This window comes from Aeromonas sp. s2 (assembly GCF_040907935.1).
In the GTDB taxonomy this organism is placed as follows: Bacteria; Pseudomonadota; Gammaproteobacteria; order Enterobacterales; family Aeromonadaceae; genus Aeromonas; species Aeromonas dhakensis.
Genome location: NZ_JBFOCR010000001.1, coordinates 16116 through 32623, shown reverse-complemented (window position 1 = coordinate 32623; position 16508 = coordinate 16116). Strand labels below are relative to the sequence as shown.

The following is a 16508-nucleotide window of genomic DNA, read 5'->3' as shown; positions in this document are numbered from 1 at the left end:
GTCAGCACGGTAGAGAAGAAGTGCTCCTGCTTGCCCTCGACGGAGGTGCGGTACCACTTCAGGGTCACTTTCGGCAGCATCTCGCCGGAAGCCAGGGAGTTGTACATCAGCGGTACGGCCTTGTTCAGGGCCACGGTGAACTTGAACGGCTTGTGGACACGCTGACCAGCAGGCTGACCGGATTGCGGATCGGTCGGTACGGTGACGACGTGCTGGAACTCTTGTACCAGCATCTCGTCTTCGTGGCCCTGCACGAAGATGTTGCCGACGGAATCGGAAGTGAAGGCACCGGCGGTGATATTGCCCTGGGTTTTACCTTCGATGCTGATATAACATGGAGTTGGCATGAGTTTGCTCCTGATTGGTTGAACGGTAATGACACTCGACCGAACCAGTTAGCAGCGACCATGCCACTCTTTTTTATCCATATTTTTCAAAGCATTAACTAACAATCAAGCAAGCCGGCCTGATGCGTGGCGCAAAAAGTTGCAACCAGCAGGTTATTGCACCATAAATTCTTGCACATGCAGTGGAACATCTTGCCATCTACGCAACGAGTTGCTTGCCACAAACAGAATCACTGCTCCTCATCCACATTAGCCACCAGCGCCATCTCCACGTTCAGCCTGACCATCCCCTGTTTCAATGCCCATGAGATGGCCTGGCTCTTGCTGCTCGCCCCCAGCTTGTTGACCACATTGTTCAGATGAAACGTCACGGTACGGGGCGTGATCCCCAGGATCTGGGCAATATCGCTCACCTGCTTGCCCTCCGCCGCCCAGCGACACACCTCCAGCTCCCGCAAACTCAACGCATCGTGCGGTGACAGCCCCGCCAGACAGACCCGGGCCACCGCCTCAAAGATATGCATGGAGAGCCAGCTGATAAAGGGCACCGCAGAGAGCCATTGCTGGCTGGTACGAGGCGTACTGGTAATAAAGGAGAGCAGGCCGACATGGCCGTTGGCACCGTGCCAGGGCAGGGTGATACCGTCGCGAATGCCGTACTCGCTAGCCAGTTGCATCACCTCGCGGCCCTGTTCATCACAACGCTCCTCATCGTTCACCACATCGGCCCATAGAATGGGCGTGCTTCTGGTCATGGCGCACTTGACGATGGGGTCGATGGCAAAGAAGCCGCTGCCGGTGTAGGTATCCACCCAGGCCTGTGGGCAACCGTTGAAGATGATGACGTCCGGACGCTGGATGGTGCTGGGGAAGATCAGGGCAAGGCGAAAATAGTCGAATCCCATGCGGCCGCTCAGTTCGCGCAGCAGGGTCACGATGGCGCGCTCGTCAGCCGCAGTCTCGAACTGACCGATAAGCTCCAGCGCGTGCAGGGTATTCATTTCCGAGGTATGAGGATCATGCACAAGATAAGGTGGCCAAACATGGAAACATACTGAATGTTAACAAGCGTCAATAGATGACACACCCCGGCACATAGGAAAATCAGAACTGCCCCACACTTTATGCTATCGAACCGTAATTTTTGTAATGAAATGCTACAGAAGAACAAGATTGTTCCACCAGCGACCAGTCATGACTCCTACGGATGTTAATCATTGCAACATTCGTCATGGCTGACCTCTCACCGGCGGACCAGCAGTCCTCCACGCTGCCTGCATTACGCAACAAAAGGAGTCCAAGTTGTGGCGGATGAGCCAGCGAGACGGGATCCCCACCGAACTGTGCGAATATCAGGGCCAACGGAGACGATCAAGACGCTGGTTGCCCGGTGATAGTCTCGCAATGAACGCGAGCAAACAGGCAGGAAAATCGCAAGCGTCAGCCTTGGCCAACGGCCTGAAAAACGTGGATAAAGATGGCTTGCCCAGTCAGAGGCAGAATGACAGCGGGGATTTGAATAGCAAAAAGGCCATCCTTTCGGATGGCCTTTTTGGCTGAATAAATGGCGGAGGAGGTGGGATTTGAACCCACGGATGGTCGCCCATCGCCGGTTTTCAAGACCGGTGCATTCAGCCGCTCTGCCACCCCTCCGCGACAGTGCGGCGAATATTACCCATGGCGATTGCCCTTGTAAATCCCCTCGACGCTCGTTTGCCGATTTATTGGGCTAAATGACGCACAAAGCCGTCAATTTGAGCATAACCAGCGCTTTTTCAACCAGATAACTTGACTTGAAAACAGACTCACCCACTATAGTCAGCATCCCGAAATCCCCAGCAAGATGGACTTATGAAAATCAAACATGCCCTGCTTTGTGCCCTGACGGGTGCCACCCTGCTTGCGGCGCCGGTTCAGGCGAGCGAACTGACCAAGAGCGACGTGGAACAGATAGTGCGCGACTATCTGGTCAAGAACCCGGAGATCCTGGTCGAGATGTCCAACGCCCTGCGCGCTAAGCAGGAGAGCCAGCAGGCCGAGAGCGACAAGACCTTGATCAAGGCACATGCCAAGCAGCTCTATAGCAACCAGGACCCGGAAACCGGCAATCCCAAGGGCAGCCTGACCGTGGTCGAATTCTTCGACTACAACTGCGGCTACTGCAAACGCGCCCACCCGCTGATCAAGCAGCTGCTGGCGGAAGACAAGGACATTCGCTACATCTACAAGCAGTTCCCGATCCTGAGCGAGACCTCCTACTTCGCCGCTCGCGCCGCCCTGGCGGTACAGCTGGGTCAGCCCGACAAGTACCAGGCCTTCCACGAGAAGCTGTACGCCCATCAGGGCCCGCTGGCCGACGAAGCACAGGTGAAGCAGCTGGCGGAAGCAGCTGGCGTCAACTGGAGCAAGGTTGAAGCCAAGATCAAGGATGGCAGCATCGATCAGAATCTAGGCACCAACCGGGCGCTGGCCGAAGCCATGAGCATCTCTGGCACCCCGGCCTTCATCATCGGCGATCAGATCCTGCGCGGTGCCCCCCGTGATCTGACCAGCCTGAAAGGCTTCATCAAGGATGTCCGCGCCGGCAAGAGCATTCAGTAATCCCGCTCAGGCACATAAAAAACGCCCCGGCATGCCGGGGCGTTTTGCTATTCAGGCTGCAAACCATCAGGTCTGATGGGCCGTCGCGAGAAGCTGTCAGCAAGGCGAAGAGCTGCACAGGGACCCGGGTTTATATGAATAAATGAGGTTCCCGAGCAGCACATGACCCTTGATCACGGCTTCGCAGCAGGGCCATAACCGTTCGGGTTCTGGCTTTGCCAGCGCCAGGTATCCACCATCATCCGCTCCAGACCGCGCTCGGCCTGCCAGCCCAGCTCGGCACGGGCCTTGTGCGGCTCGGCCCAGCACTCGGCGATGTCGCCGGGGCGACGGGGCTTGATCTGGTAGGGAATGGTACGGCCGCTGGCCGCTTCAAATGCCTTGATCATCTCCAGCACCGAATAGCCCTGACCGGTACCCAGGTTGTAGGTAAAGACGCCGGTATCCGACGCGATGCGCGCCAGCGCTTTCAGGTGCCCTATGGCGAGATCCACCACGTGGATGTAATCGCGCACCCCGGTACCGTCCGGTGTCGGGTAGTCGTTGCCAAACACCCCCAGCTCCTTGAGCTTGCCCACGCCGACCTGGCTGATATAGGGCAGCAGGTTGTTGGGAATGCCATTGGGATCTTCGCCAATCAGGCCACTCTCGTGGGCACCGACCGGGTTGAAGTAGCGCAGCAGCACGATGGCCCAGCGGGGATCGGATTTGGAGAGATCCCGCAGGATCTCCTCCACCATCAGCTTGGAGCGGCCATAAGGGTTGGTGGCGCTGGTGGGAAAATCTTCCCGCAGCGGTACCGAGGCCGGATCGCCGTAGACGGTGGCCGAGGAGCTGAATACCAGCCGGAACACACCGGCTTTTGCCATCTCTTCGCACAGCACCAGGGTGCCGGTGATGTTGTTCTGGTAGTAGGTGAGCGGGATCTGGCTCGATTCGCCAACCGCCTTGAGCCCGGCGAAATGGATCACCGACTCGATCTGGTGGGCGGCAAACAGCTGCTGCAGGCAGGCCCGGTCCAGCACATCCCCTTCGATGAAGATGACCGGCTTGCCGGTGATCCGCTCGACCCGCTTGAGAGACTCGGGGGAGGAGTTGGAGAGGTTGTCCAGCACCACAACCTGTTGCCCGGCGTTCAATAACTCAACCAGGGTGTGGGAGCCGATATAGCCGGCGCCCCCTGTGACCAAAATTGTCATTATGTATCCCGCGTTCGACTGAAACTGAAGCTGAGTCTACCCGCCCGGCCACGTTGCGAAAAGAGCGGGATGCTCATGGCCCCCTCAATAGTCGACGCAAACATCCCCCCTGGCGGTACAGGAGCAGGCCAATGCCACCCCACTCTCCAGATCCTGCGGGCTGAGAGTCATCACGCTCTGGCGCTCGATCTCGCCCTCCGTGGTGCAGCGACAGGCGCCGCACACCCCGGCGCGGCAGGCTGCCATCATGGTCTCCCCCGCCCCCTCCAGCGCCGCCAGCAGGGTCTGCCCCGGCAGTATCTTCACCTTCTTGCCGCTCTTTTTGAGGGTCAGCCAGAAGTGGTCGCTGCTGGCCGCAACTGGCGCCGTGCTCGATGTAGCTGCAGGCAGGCCGAACGACTCCTGGTGCAACTGCTCTGCCGGCAGGCCGAGCCCGGCCAGCATTTCGCTCACTGCCTCCATGTAAGGGGCTGGGCCGCACAGATAGACGTGGCGACTCAATAGATCCGGTGCCAATTCCCTCAGCATCTCCGGTGTGAGCCGGCCGACCCAGGGATAAACCGCCGGCGCCTCTTCCCCAACTTTCTCCAGCACTAAAGCATGGCGCACACCGGCATGGGCCGCGGCCAGCGCAGCCAGATCGGCTGCGAAGATCACATCCTCTGGCGAGCGGGCACTGTGAATGAAGCGGATGTCGGCGTCCGGCCGTTTGGCCAGCTCGTCCCGCAGCATGGCCCACATGGGAGTGATGCCGGAGCCGGCGCTCAAGAACAGCGGCCGCTCGCAGGGCAAGGCCGTCAGATTGAAGTCGCCGAACGGGCCATCCACCCGGATCTCATCCCCCACCTGCAGGGTCTGGTGCAGATGGTGGGAGACCAGTCCGACATCCTTGATGGTGACCTGCCAGAAAGGGTCCTGCGGGCTGGAGGAGAGGGTATAGGCACGGCAGTGGGGCTTGCCGTCAATCTCGGTGTGCAGCGTCACACACTGGCCGGCCAGCACGGCAGGCAGGCTGCCCGTCTGCGGCACGAACTGCCAGCTCGCTACATCGTGGGTATCCGCCCGGCGGCCGATGCACCTGAGGGTGAGAGAGGTGGAGGTCATCGCAAGGCTCCTCTTGTTGAAAAATGTTGGAAAGGGGTCGCTAAAAAAGGCGAGCCATCAGGCTCGCCAAAGGCTTACAACATGCTGAGCGTGTAAGGCTGTCTCTTTGTTCAGGCCGCCAGGATCTCGGCCAGATCGGCTTCTGCGGTGGTGGTACCTTTCAGACCAAACTGCTCCTCCAGCACCTTGAGCAGGGCCGGGGTGAGGAAGGCCGGGGCGGTCGGGCCGGTGCGGATGTTCTTCACGCCCAGCGCCAGCAGGGTGAGCAGGATGACGATGGCCTTTTGCTCGAACCAGGAGAGCACCAGGGTCAGCGGCAGATCGTTGACGCCGCACTCGAACGCTTCGGAGAGCGCCAGCGCCAGCTGGATGGCGGAGTAGGCATCATTGCACTGACCCACGTCCAGCAGACGGGGAATGCCGCCGATGTCGCCGAAATCGAGCTTGTTGAACTTGTACTTGCCGCAGCCCAGGGTGAGCAGCAGGCTGTCCTGCGGGATCGCCTTGGCAAACTCGGTGTAGTAGGCGCGCTCGGCACGGTCGCCATCACAGCCACCGACCAGGAAGAAGTGGCTGATTTCGCCGGCCTTGACCTTGTCGATCACCGCAGGGGCAGCCTGCATCAGGGCATTGCGGGCAAAACCGATGGTGATGAAGTGCTCCAGCTCAACGTGCTTGAAGCCTTCCAGCGCTTGCGCCTTGGCAACGACGGCGGAGAAATCTTCCCCTTCCAGGTGGGTCACGCCCGGCCAGCCGACGATGGAGCGAGTGAAGATGCGATCCGAGTAGTTGCCCACGTTCGGATCGATGATGCAGTTGGAGGTCATCACCACGGCGCCCGGGAAGTTGGCAAACTCCTTCTGCTGGTTCTGCCAGGCGGAACCGTAGTTGCCCACCAGGTGCGGGTACTGCTTGAAGAAGGGGTAGGCCAGCGCCGGCAGCATCTCGCCATGGGTGTAGACCTTGATGTCCGTCCCCTTGGTCTGCTCCAGGATGAGCTTGAGATCCACCATGTCGTGACCGGAGACCAGGATGCACTTGCCCGGTACCGGAGTAACGCGTACCTGGGTCGGCTCCGGATGGCCGAAAGCGGTGGTTTCACCGAGATCCAGCATCTCCATGATCTTGAAGTTGAGCAGGCCAATGTCCATGGCGCACTTGAACAGCGGATCCAGATCGCTCGGATCCGTACCCAGCCAGCTCATGATGCGATGGAATTCGGCGGCCACCCCGGCATCCTGCTGATCCAGCACCCGGGCGTGCTCCATGTAGGCGGCGGCGCCCTTGAGGCCATAGAGGCAGAGCAGGCGCAGCCCCATGATGTCTTCGTTGACCTCGTTCTTGCCGCGGTTGACCGCGGTCTGCGGCGCCTGAGCCAGCAGGGCCAGCAGATCGGCACCCGGCTCGAAGCGGGCGGCAGCGGGTAGTGCATCGGCCTGCACCGCCAGCGGTGCCAGCTTGGCAGCCAGTTGCTGGCGATAGGCCAGCGCCTGATTGACATAGGCCACGATGCGGGCGGAATCGAAGTTGACGTTGGTGAGGGTGGCGAAGAAGGCCTTGGGTACGAAGGCATCGATCTCGCTGTCGACGATGCCGTGCTCGCGGGCGGCCAGCGCCCAGGCGCTCAGCCCCTGCAGGGTATAGATCAGCACATCCTGCAGATCCGAGGTTTCTGCCGTCTTGCCGCACATACCTTGTGCATAGGCACAGCCGTTGCCGGCGGGGGTACGAATTGTCTGTTCACATTGCACACAAAACATCATGCCTCTCCTAATTGGACATTTCAGTTGTTTGTTTTGTGGCGATTCTATTCCCCTCGTGGAAAACTTAATAGGCATTCAATTTGCCAATTCAATTTTCATTGATGCAGATCAAAAACAAAAAAAGCCGCCCAAACAGGGCGGCAAGCGGGTGGATAAAAGGAGAGACAACTCAGGTTTGCAACAGAACACGATAATGGAACCGGTTGGGCTGGCCTCTGGTCAGGCAGGTCCAGCCCTTCACTCATCAGGCCGGCATACTTCGCAGCATCCGGCATGATTGGCTATCAGGCCAGCATACTTCGCAGCGTCCGGCTTGGTTAACTATCAGGCTAAATAAGCTCGCAGCATCCAGACCAGTTTCTCCTGCTGCTGCACATAGTCGGAGAGAATGGATGCGGTCCCTTCATCACCGGCATCGGCGGCCTGCCCCAAGATGCGGCGCTGGGCTACCAGCAGTTCGCGGAAACTCTCCAGCAGGGATTCGACGCAGGCACGACCGTCGTGCAGTCCCTTCTGCTCGGGAATGGCGGAAACGTTCAGGTAGTCGCTGAAGCTGTGCAGCGGTACGCCATCCAGGGTGAGGATACGCTCGGCCAGGGCATCGACCTTCAGCAACAGGTCGTTGTAAATCTCTTCAAACTTCAGGTGCAGCTCGAAGAACTGGTTGCCGCGGATGTTCCAGTGGAAGCCGCGAACATTCATGTAAAGGATCTGGTAGCTGGCCAGCAACTTGTTCAGTTCGGCGGCCAGCGCTTGTGATTGAACGGTATCAAGACCAATCGGACTCTTCATGTTTCACCTCCAGATTTGACGACCTGGTCATCTTAGAACCCATCAGACTCGAAAGGTATTCGTTAAGACCTAACTGATTGATAGCGAGTGACTATCGTCCACGTTGCCGACTGGGTGAGGCGCACTCACTTCAGGATGGCGCTCGATGTAGAGGATCACCTCCCCCAGCTGGATGCCGAACTTGCTGATAGCGGCCCGGTTGATCAAACGATCCTGGTCGAGCAGATACATCCAATCATCGAAACTCACCCGCACCACGCTGCCGTCGGGCAGCGCCAGATCGAGCTGATAGCGCCAGTTGAGAGCAAAGCCTGCCGTCTTGCCTACTGCCTCCCCCACCACGTCGGCGGCCGTGCCGCGCCAATGGCCATCCGCCCCCTTGCTCAAAAACCAGGTGCGGGTCTGCTGGCGCCCGTCGTCAAAGTAGAATTGCTCGAACAGCTCTCCCTTGCCCCCCTGCCAGCGCCCGCGCATCTCCACCCTAAAACGGCTGGTCACCTCGCCGCTGCGATCGGTCACCAGACCGTGCGCCGTCAGCTTGCCATCGAAGAAGCGAGCGAGATCCCACTCGGGGCCCCGATCGCGATAATCCTCCAGACTGCTGCCACAGCCGGCCAGCAGCAGGAACAGCAACAACAGCAGATAGCGCCAGGTGCGGGTGTACGACATGAACCTCTTTTGCATCAGAACTCTCCTCGCAGGCTACGGGTAAGCGCCGGATCACGGCTCCCTTCTGCCAGCCAGATGGCGAGGAAGGCCGCCGAAAATTGCGGATCGGCGAGGGTGCCGAGCGGCTTGTCCCGCCACCAGAAATGGCCCGCACCACCCTTGTCGACATAGAAGGTGAGCCGGTCACCCGCCTGGACATCGGGCCAGAGCGCGGCGAGCCTGCCAAGCCACTCCTGGCGCTGTTGCTGGCTGCCAAGCCCCAGTCGCTGCCACTCAGCGGCGGTGGCGCTCAAGAGATCTTGCCGTTCGATGGCTCTGGCGTAGGTGAGGCTGAGCGCCTGAGGATAGTGACCCGGCAGATAGCGGCCGTTCTCGCTGTAGAGGGTGGCGTCATAGAGCTTGAACCAGAGCCAACTCATCTCGCCGCGCCCGACCGGGTGCAGCTGCTGCCAGGGGGTGATCGGGGCTTGCCCGGTCTGGGCGAAAGGGGTCAGCGGTAGGCTCAAGCCTGCCAGCAGCAGGCTAATTCCACCCCATGTGCCAATGGGCAGGATCTTCGAGTTCATGCCAGTCCATCTCCTGTTCCAGCAGCGTGTTGATGTCCTGCATCACCACCTGCTGCAGCTGCCCCTGCGCATCGCGCTGACAGGCCACCACCAGATAGAAACGCTCGGTCAGCTCGTGCTGGCTCTCTTTGGTCCACTTGGAAAACAACAAGGTGTCGGTCGAAAAGGTGTTCATCTCGCTTCACCCTCCAGCTTGACCGTTACCCACAGGAGTACGGGTAACCACCACATCCAGATCACCGCCAGCAGTGCCGCACTGACCCCGATGCCCCAGGGTAATTGTACTGCCCCCATGGCGGCGCCCGCCACATAGGAGGAGCTGCCACCGACCATGCCGAACAGCCCCTGCTGCCAGCGCGGCAAGGGTCGCAGCCAGCGCAGACCATGGGAGAGGGTCAGGGCAAAACCGCACCAAAGCAGCACCAGCCAGAGCGGAAAACCGGTGTTGAAATAAAACAGCCCGAGTTGCCAAAGCAGGGCATCGAGCAGGCTGCCGGCAAGAGCAACCGGGATGAGCCGCCAGTCACGTTGGCGGCTGGGTGAGAAGAGAAAGTGCAGCAACAGTGCCAGCAGGGGGCCCGGCTGCTGCCACTTCACTGCCAGCAACCAGTAGAGATTGAACCCCAGCAGATGGGCCCACTGCCACATGATCAGTGCCCGCCGACGGGCAGATCTCCACTCCAGCCGAGTGGGCCAGGTTTGGCCGCTTCCAGCTGCACCAGGCTGATGGTGCGCTCCCAGAATCCCCCTTCACAGTAGGCAAAATAGAAGTGCCACAAACGGATGAAATCCTGGCTGTAGCCGAGGGCTGGCAGCTCGGGCGCCAGCGCCAGGAAGCGCTCGCACCAGTGGGCCAGGGTTCGGGCATAGTGATGGCCGTGATCGTGCAGCCGCACCAGTTGCATGTCGGTCTCCCGCGCCAGCAGACTCGCCATCTGGGAGACGCTCGGCAGGCAGCCACCGGGGAAGATGTAACGCTGGATGAAATCAACCCCGCGCAGGTACTGGGCATGACGTTGATCGGCAATGGTGATGGCCTGAATGAGCAGGCGGCCACCGGGTTTGAGCAGCCGCGACAGCTGGCGGAAATAATCGGGCAGAAAGGCGTGGCCCACCGCCTCGATCATCTCGATGGAGACCAGCTTGTCGTAAGAGCCCTCCAGCTTGCGGTAATCCTCCAGCAGCAAGGTGATGCGATCCCCCAGCCCCTCCCGCGCAATCCACTCCTTGGCATAATCGTGCTGGGCCCGGGAGATGGTGGTAGTGGTCACCCGGCAGCCGTAGTGGCGGGCCGCATAGACGGCGAGGCCGCCCCAGCCGGTGCCGATCTCCAGCAGATGATCGTCTGGCCCCAGTGCCAGTCGCTCGCAGATAGTGCGCAGCTTGGCCTGCTGCCCCTCCTCCAGGCTGGCATCGGCATGGGGATAGATGGCGCTCGAGTACTGCATATGGCTGTCGAGAAAGCCCTGATAGAGGCTGTTGCCGAGATCATAGTGGGCGGCGATGTTGGAGCGCGACCCGGTCAGGGTATTGCGGTTAAGCCAGTGACGCACCTTGTTGAACGGGAAGCTGAGCCAGCCGAGGCGCCGCTCAAGGGAGTCGAGCAGCGCCAAGTTGCGGGCCAGCAGCCGCACCAGCGCCACCGGATCCGGGCTGGTCCAGAGCCCCTCCACCCAGGTTTCCCCGGCGGCGATGCTGCCCCCCAGCAGCAGGCGGCGATAGAAGGCCGGATCCTGCACCACCAGCTCGGCGTACAGGTCGGTGCCCGCCACGCCAAAACTGTGACGCTCGCCGCCATCCCACAGCAGCAGCTGGCCGTGTTCGAGGCGACCCAGCAGATTGAGCAGCAGTTGCCTGGCCCCCTTGTCGATGAAAGAGGCAGAGAGGGTTGATTGCACAAGTTCCATTAGCGGCTCTCCGGATGGGTGAAAATGGGGGTTCGTTTGATAAAAAGACGCAGGGCCTGCCAGTAGATCCCGAGCAGCACCTTCATGGTCATCCAGGGCCAGCGGGCCAGCAGGGCCGCCAGCCCCTTGCGCGACAGCGGCGCCCGGCGCAGCGCCAGGGTGGCGTCAAACAGCTTGGCTTCACCGGATACGGGGTGGCTCTCGATGTGGATCAGTGTCTCCTGCGCGGGCGGGCGAATGCGCCAGTGGTAGCGCATCGCCAGCCCCATGAAGGGGGAGACGTGAAAATCCTTGTCGTGGGGGGCCAGCGCCGCCAGATCCAGCAGGTAGTAGTGACGCTCGTTCCAGGGGGTGTTCGACACCTCCGCCAGCAGATAGCGTGCATCCCCCTGCCGGTAGCAGAAGTAGAAGTTGACCGGGCTGAAGTAGAAACCGAGGCAACGCACGTTGCCAAGCAGCAGTACCCGCCCCTCGGGCTCGGCATCGCCACCCAGTTCGCTCACCTTCTGCCACACCGCCTGCTTGAGCGGCCCCTCGCTGCCGCGCAGGTAGTCGTCGCGACGAAACGAGAGCAGCCCTGCCCGCTCCACCCCGAACCAGCACCCGCGATCGAGTTGTGGCAGCTCGTCGAGATCCAGCCCCAGCATGAAGAGGCTGTAGGAGAAGGCGTGAGCGCGCGGTGCGAAGCGGCGATGGCGCACCGACCCCTGCCAGATGGCGCTGAGGGTGCCGGTCATGGCCTCGGCACTCGCCTCCTGGCCTGCCAGAACTGCACCCTTCATAGCTCGGCCCCGAACCGTCTGGCTACGTCCAGGGCGCTGCGCACCCCGTCTTCGTGAAAGCCGTTGTACCAGTAGGCGCCGCAGAAGTGGGTGTGTTGCTGGCCGCAGATCTCGGCCCGCCGCTGCTGGGCGGCGATGGAGGCCTGATTGAACACCGGATGGTGATAGACGAAGCGGCGCAGCACCTTGCTCTCGTCTACCTTGCCTTGCGGATTGAGGCTGACACAGAAGGGCTCTGGCGAGCTCACCCCCTGCAAGATGTTCATGTTGTAGCTCACCAGCGGCCGCGCCCCGTCATCCTCCCCCAGCTGATAGTTCCAGCTGGCCCATGCCTTGCGCCGCACCGGCAGGCAGGAGGCATCGGTGTGCAACCAGACATCGTTGGCCTGATAGGGCATGGCGCCGAGAATGGCCTGCTCCCGCTCGCCCGGGTCCGCCAGCAATGCCAGCGCCTGATCGCTGTGACAAGCGAGGATCACCTCGTCAAACCGCTCCTCGCCATGGCTGCTCTGGATCAGCACCCCGTCCGCCTGACGCCGGATCCCCTGCACCGGGCAGGCCAGGCGAATGTTTGCCTGCCAGCCGGCCGTCAGCGGGCCTATGTATTCCCGCGAGCCACCCGGGATCACATACCACTGGGGGCGATTGGCCACCTCGAGCAGGCCGTGGTTGGCGAAAAAGCGCAGAAAGAAGCTCAAGGGGAAGACGCGCATATCGGCCAGGGTCGATGACCAGATGGCGGCTCCCATCGGCAAGATGTAGTGGCGGGCGAAGTAGTCGCTGAACTCACCCACCTGCAGAAAATCCCCCAGGGTCAGCTCGAGGCCCTCCCCCTGCTGTTGTCCATCCACCAGCCAGGCCCGCGCCTCCCGATTGAAGCGCAGGATCTCGGCGACAAAACCGTAGAAGCGTGGGCTCAGCAGGTTGCTGCGCTGGGCAAACAGGGTGTCGAGGTTGTGGCCGTTATACTCCAGCCCCTGCGGGCTTTTCACCGAGAAGCTCATCTCGGCCGGCTGGCGCGCTACCCCGATCCGTTCAAGCAGTCTCAGGAAGTTGGGGTAGGTGCGATCGTTGAAGACGATGAAGCCGGTATCGATGGCATAGCGGCGCCCCGCCTGCTCCACATCGACCGTGGCGGTGTGCCCACCCAGGGTCGGCGCCGCCTCGAACAGGGTGATGTCGTGCAGCTTGTGGAGCAGGAAACCGGCGGTCAGGCCTGAAATGCCGGAGCCGACGATGGCGATCTTTTTCTTCATGAAGGGCGTCCTTTCGATACGAGTGCGCGGCCAAGGCGCAGCCAGAGCCCCGTCGGCAGCACACCGAGCAGGCGCAGCAGCCAGATGAAGCGGCGGGGAAAGTGGATCTGGTGGCGACCGGCGGCGAGCCCGTTCATGATGGCGCGGGAAGCCTCTTCCACCGGCACCAGACAGGGCATGGGAAAATCATTTTTGGCGGTGAGCGGCGTCTGCACAAAGCCGGGGCGGATCAGGGTCACACCGATCCCTTTGCCGGCCAAATCCAGGCGCAAGGTATCCGCCAGATAGTCGAGTGCCGCCTTGGAGGCGCCATAGGCTTCGGCCTTGGGCAGCGGCAACCAGCTCACCGAGGAGCTGACGATGGCAAGGCGTCCGCCTGCCCCCAGCAGCGGCAAAAAGGCGGCTAGGGCGTGGCCGGTGGCAACGAGGTTGGTCTCGATGACCCGGGCAAACAGGGCGCCGTCAAACCCCTCGTCCACCGTCATGTACTCGCAGTTGCCGGCATTGAGGATCAGCAGGTCGATCCATGGCAAGCCGGCGGCCGCCTCGCTCACGGCGTTTGCAGAGCGCCCGTCAAACTGCAGCGGCGTGATGCCGTGGCGCCCCAGTGCCAGCAGCCGCTCGCCATCGCGACCACAACCCCACACCTGCCAGCCTGCGCGCCGATAATCGAGCGCCAGCTGAAAGCCGATGCCGGAGGTGGCGCCGGTGATCAGCACCCGGCCGCTCATGCGCCCAGCCTCCCCTTGATGGTGCGCACCACGGACCCAAGCAGCGGCAACTGCTCGTAGAGCATGGCGCCAAGGTCAAAGTAGTCGCGATGCAGGCACACCTTGCCCGTCTCGTCGAACTCGAGGCGGGTGGCCCCCTCCACCGTCACCGGCGCACCACCACGCAATCTGGGGTGAGAGAAGGTCATGGTCCAGCCGAGCCAGGCCTGGCGCCCCTGCTGCAGCTGGCTGGTGATGACGAAACGGCAGTAGGCCAGGCGCTGATAGAGAGCGGAAAAATAGTCGGTGAGCGCCGCCAGCCCCTCGATGCGGTGAGCTGGGTCGGTAAAGATCACCTCGCTTGCATAGACCTCGGGCAAACGGTGCAACTCATCTTGGTTTAGCTGCTGATAGAGGGCCACAAAGCGGGCCAGCGACTCGTTCATCCTATTTCTCCAGAGAGCGAAACATCTCGATGGCTCTCACCCGGGCAACGGCGTGATCCACCATGGGTGCCGGATAATCCTGTCGCCCCTTGAGCCGCAGCCAGTCGTGGGGCTGATGCACATAAGCGGCAGGAATATCGGCAAGTTCAGTTACCCAGGTACGGATAAACTCCCCTTGCGGATCAAATCGTTGCCCCTGGGTGGTGGGGTTGAAGACCCGGAAATAGGGCGCCGCATCGGCCCCGGTGCCCGCCGCCCACTGCCAGCCGCCGTTATTGGCCGCCAGGTCGCCGTCGATGAGCCGACTCATGAAGTAATCCTCCCCGAGCCGCCAGTGGATGTGCAGATCCTTGGTGAGAAAGCTCGCCACTATCATCCGCAGCCGGTTGTGCATCCAGCCGGTGGCGTTGAGGCAGCGCATCGCCGCATCGACGATGGGGTAGCCGGTACGCCCCTCACACCAGGCGGCGAAGGCATCCGGATCCCAGCTCCACGGCAGGGCCGATGTCTCCGGTTTGAAGGGCCGATTCATGGAAAGGGTCGGGATCAGCACCAGCAGGTGGCGATAGAACTCACGCCAGATGAGCTCATTGAGCCAGACAAAGCCGGGCTGAGCCTTGGACTGGGGCCGGTAGCCAAGCCGTTGCTGGAGCGCCGCCACGCACTGGCGCGGGCTGATGATGCCGGCCGCCAGATAGGGGGAGAGCACAGAGGTGCCCGCGATGGCAGGAAAATCGCGGGTCTCGCCATAGTCGAGCACCGCCTGCTCCAGAAAGTCATTCAGACGGCGGCTGGCCTCGGCCTCCCCCACCGGCCAACGGGGGTCAGCCGTCAGCTCGCCGAGGGCGACATCGACGAAGTCCCGCTCGGCCAACGGCTGCCATGGTAGCGGCTCGCCACGAGCAGTGGGCGCGCGATGAATGACGAAACCATCCTCGTCGAGGGCCTTGAGCCAGGCACGGCTGAAGGGGGTGAAAACCTTGAACATCTCGCCAGAGCCGGTCAGCACCCGCCCCGGCGGCAGCACGCAGCAGCCGTTGAACCAGTGACAACCAATCCCCTGTTCTGCCAGCGCGGTAGTGACGGCCTGATCCCGGCGCAGCTCGTCGATCTCGATGGCCTGATTGGCGTAGAGCTGGGTTACCCCCAGCTCGCGGCAAAGATCTGCCAGCGCCGCCGGCACCTCGGCAAAAGTCTCCACCCGCAGCAGATGGAGCGGGATGCCGAGCGCCGCCAGCTCGCGGCCCAGCATATCGACCTGGGCCAGCACAAAGCGCTGACGGACGGGGGCCAGCTTGTGCTGCCGCCACTGGGTGGGAGAGATGATAAAGAGCGCGGCGACCGGTTCATCATTGGCGCAACCGTGACGTAAGGCAGGGTTGTCGGCCAGGCGCAGATCGTTGCGAAACCAGACCAGCTTCATGATTTTTTCCTCCCGCGTCCGCCGGCACCAACCGCTGCTGGCCTGTCTGCCATCGCCTCGGCAAGGCCCGCCTGCCAGCCGTGGGCTTGCAGCCACTCGCCATCGTAGAGGCGCCCCAGCTCGCCAAAGAAGCGGGTACCGGCGGGCCAGCCGGCAGCCAGATCCGGCTTGCCAAGGCCGGCCCCTAGCAGAACCAGCCAGGGGGTCACGGCACGCCCCTCCAGCAGGCTGGCATGGCGCGGCTCCACCGCCCCCAGCAGCTGCACCTCATGGCCCTGACCGATCAGCTCGTAGGCAGCCCAGACCAGATCGAGCGGGCCAACCTGTCCCCAGCTCGCCAGGGTGACCGGCACGCCCTTCTCCTGCTCGATGAGGTGGCGGGCGAAGCGGGTATGCAGCCAGCCCAGCCACACCTGTTGCAGTAGCTCGCCATCGGGACGCTCGCGCCACAGCCCGAGCAGCCGCTCCACCAAGGGTTGCAGTACCCGGCTGCGCACCAGCTCGAACGGATAGCTCGCCAGCAGGTCGTTGAGCTCTGCCTCCGCCTTGCGCTGGTTGAAGGCAAGCAGCGCCTGACTGAACTGCTCCAGGGTCTGCTGCCAGTGCTCGCTCACCGGCTGGGCCTGGGGTTCGCTCAGGAGCCCCTTCACCTGCCCGATACTCACCCCCCGCTCCAGCCAGCTCAGGATCTCGCCGATCTGGCGAATGTCCTGTTCGCTGTAGAGGCGGTGGCCCTTGTCGGTGCGGGCCGGTTGCACCAGCCCGTAGCGACGCTGCCAGGCGCGCAGGGTCACGGCGTTGACACCGGTGAGGCGGGAGACCTCGCGAATAGGGTAGATCCCCTCCTCCGGAGAAGGAGAAGCGGCGTGTGGTAAATCAGACATAACGGCATCCAGCAAAGGTTGAGGGAGAGGCCCCGGCCATCCGCCGGGACCTGCACAGG

At 62.0% G+C, this 16508-nt stretch carries 17 protein-coding genes, 1 tRNA gene and 1 pseudogene; 1 reads left to right on the top strand and 18 read right to left on the bottom strand.

Annotated features, from left to right (window positions below; genetic code table 11):
* The 3 genes from hcp1 to AB5Y81_RS00205 form a co-directional block, all read right to left on the bottom strand.
* A partial coding sequence (gene hcp1, locus AB5Y81_RS00215; RefSeq protein WP_368146506.1) for a type VI secretion system effector Hcp1 occupies positions 1-347 on the bottom strand: 347 nt, incomplete at its 3' end.
* A 230-nt stretch (positions 348-577) separates the two neighbouring features.
* Positions 578-1348 (bottom strand): LuxR family transcriptional regulator, encoded by a 771-nt coding sequence (locus AB5Y81_RS00210; RefSeq protein WP_043171087.1) that lies wholly within the window; start codon positions 1346-1348, stop codon positions 578-580.
* A gap of 564 nt (positions 1349-1912) precedes the next feature.
* A tRNA-Ser gene (locus AB5Y81_RS00205) sits at positions 1913-2000 on the bottom strand.
* A 198-nt stretch (positions 2001-2198) separates the two neighbouring features.
* Here AB5Y81_RS00205 and AB5Y81_RS00200 point away from each other — a divergent pair.
* Positions 2199-2948 carry a DsbA family protein gene (locus tag AB5Y81_RS00200; protein WP_043171086.1) on the top strand — a complete coding sequence of 250 codons (750 nt, stop codon included), beginning with the start codon at positions 2199-2201 and terminating at the stop codon, positions 2946-2948.
* 173 nt (positions 2949-3121) lie between these two features.
* Here AB5Y81_RS00200 and galE read toward each other — a convergent pair whose 3' ends face one another.
* The 15 genes and pseudogenes from galE to AB5Y81_RS00125 form a co-directional block, all read right to left on the bottom strand.
* Entirely contained in the window at positions 3122-4147 is a 1026-nt protein-coding gene (gene galE / locus AB5Y81_RS00195; RefSeq protein ID WP_123245488.1) for a UDP-glucose 4-epimerase GalE, read from the bottom strand.
* Between the two features lie 84 nt (positions 4148-4231).
* A complete protein-coding gene (locus AB5Y81_RS00190) occupies positions 4232-5251 on the bottom strand; it encodes a hybrid-cluster NAD(P)-dependent oxidoreductase (protein ID WP_123245487.1) in 1020 nt (339 codons plus the stop codon).
* Positions 5252-5361: 110 nt separating this feature from the next.
* A complete protein-coding gene (hcp, locus tag AB5Y81_RS00185) occupies positions 5362-7011 on the bottom strand; it encodes a hydroxylamine reductase (protein ID WP_279484718.1) in 1650 nt (549 codons plus the stop codon).
* A 327-nt stretch (positions 7012-7338) separates the two neighbouring features.
* Entirely contained in the window at positions 7339-7806 is a 468-nt protein-coding gene (locus AB5Y81_RS00180) for a Dps family protein (protein WP_010634828.1), read from the bottom strand.
* A gap of 129 nt (positions 7807-7935) precedes the next feature.
* Positions 7936-8490, bottom strand: a pseudogene (locus tag AB5Y81_RS00175) (DUF3833 domain-containing protein); the annotation flags it as partial.
* A complete protein-coding gene (locus AB5Y81_RS00170) occupies positions 8490-9041 on the bottom strand; it encodes a chalcone isomerase family protein (protein WP_042049639.1) in 552 nt (183 codons plus the stop codon). The gene AB5Y81_RS00170 and the pseudogene AB5Y81_RS00175, both read right to left, overlap by 1 nt.
* Entirely contained in the window at positions 8998-9216 is a 219-nt protein-coding gene (locus AB5Y81_RS00165) for a TIGR02450 family Trp-rich protein (RefSeq protein ID WP_005303669.1), read from the bottom strand. Before AB5Y81_RS00165 ends, AB5Y81_RS00170 begins: the two co-directional genes overlap by 44 nt.
* Entirely contained in the window at positions 9213-9689 is a 477-nt protein-coding gene (locus tag AB5Y81_RS00160; RefSeq protein ID WP_279484720.1) for a DUF2878 domain-containing protein, read from the bottom strand. Before AB5Y81_RS00160 ends, AB5Y81_RS00165 begins: the two co-directional genes overlap by 4 nt.
* 2 nt (positions 9690-9691) lie before the next feature.
* Positions 9692-10948: a class I SAM-dependent methyltransferase gene (locus AB5Y81_RS00155; protein WP_368146505.1), complete on the bottom strand. Its 1257-nt coding sequence runs from the start codon at positions 10946-10948 to the stop codon at positions 9692-9694.
* Entirely contained in the window at positions 10948-11730 is a 783-nt protein-coding gene (locus tag AB5Y81_RS00150) for a DUF1365 domain-containing protein (RefSeq protein ID WP_124249221.1), read from the bottom strand. The genes AB5Y81_RS00155 and AB5Y81_RS00150 overlap by 1 nt, the downstream gene beginning before the upstream one ends.
* On the bottom strand, positions 11727-12986 hold the full coding sequence (locus tag AB5Y81_RS00145; RefSeq protein ID WP_099359035.1) for an NAD(P)/FAD-dependent oxidoreductase: 1260 nt from the start codon (positions 12984-12986) through the stop codon (positions 11727-11729). Before AB5Y81_RS00145 ends, AB5Y81_RS00150 begins: the two co-directional genes overlap by 4 nt.
* Positions 12983-13717, bottom strand: coding sequence for an SDR family NAD(P)-dependent oxidoreductase (locus tag AB5Y81_RS00140; RefSeq protein ID WP_279484721.1), 735 nt, complete (start codon positions 13715-13717; stop codon positions 12983-12985). The genes AB5Y81_RS00145 and AB5Y81_RS00140 overlap by 4 nt, the downstream gene beginning before the upstream one ends.
* Positions 13714-14142 (bottom strand): nuclear transport factor 2 family protein, encoded by a 429-nt coding sequence (locus AB5Y81_RS00135; RefSeq protein ID WP_279484722.1) that lies wholly within the window; start codon positions 14140-14142, stop codon positions 13714-13716. Before AB5Y81_RS00135 ends, AB5Y81_RS00140 begins: the two co-directional genes overlap by 4 nt.
* Position 14143: 1 nt before the next feature.
* Positions 14144-15565 (bottom strand): deoxyribodipyrimidine photo-lyase, encoded by a 1422-nt coding sequence (phrB, locus tag AB5Y81_RS00130; protein ID WP_279484723.1) that lies wholly within the window; start codon positions 15563-15565, stop codon positions 14144-14146.
* Positions 15562-16449 carry a MerR family transcriptional regulator gene (locus AB5Y81_RS00125; RefSeq protein ID WP_279484724.1) on the bottom strand — a complete coding sequence of 296 codons (888 nt, stop codon included), beginning with the start codon at positions 16447-16449 and terminating at the stop codon, positions 15562-15564. Before AB5Y81_RS00125 ends, phrB begins: the two co-directional genes overlap by 4 nt.
* Positions 16450-16508: the final 59 nt, after the last annotated feature.